This window comes from Herbaspirillum sp. CAH-3, assembly GCF_009668275.1.
GTDB classification, from domain to species: Bacteria; Pseudomonadota; Gammaproteobacteria; order Burkholderiales; family Burkholderiaceae_D; genus Herbaspirillum; species Herbaspirillum aquaticum.
The window spans coordinates 1-460 of sequence record NZ_VSWE01000049.1; the positions used below are offsets into that span (position 1 = coordinate 1).

A 460-nucleotide genomic window follows, 5' to 3' on the forward strand; every position below is an offset into this window, starting at 1 on the left:
TGAAGATCAGCGGATTGTCGGTGGCGGAGTTGGTTTCCTTCTCGATGATGGTGTCGATGTAGTCCAGCGCATCGAAGACCGGGCCATACACCTGCGGTGCGCAGCGCAGCGAGTACACATCCTGGATGCGCGCGGTGTAAGGGATATCGGTGCGGCGCAATTCATCGGGCAATTGCACGGCGCGTGCTTCATGCGTGGTACGGGTGGAGCCCTTGAGCAGCGTGCGGATGACTTCGGCCGTCTTGATCTGCCCCGCATGCGGACGGGCCATCTGGATGCGCGGATCGAAGGCCGACATCTCGGCGCGCATCGCTTCCAGGGTCAGCCCCAGCGACAGGCAGGCATCGGTCAGCAGGTTGCGGGCATCGTGCGCAGCGAGGATGGCCACCGCAAGGGAAGCCGTGCAGCCATTGATGAGGGCTGAGGCATCCTTGGCCTTGAGATCAAATTTGACCGGACC

1 protein-coding gene is annotated in these 460 nt (G+C 62.4%); it reads right to left on the reverse strand.

The annotated features are described in order from the left end of the window. Positions 1-460, reverse strand: a 460-nt coding sequence (locus tag FYB76_RS26530; RefSeq protein ID WP_195724730.1) for an aromatic amino acid lyase, incomplete at both ends; no start/stop codon positions are given.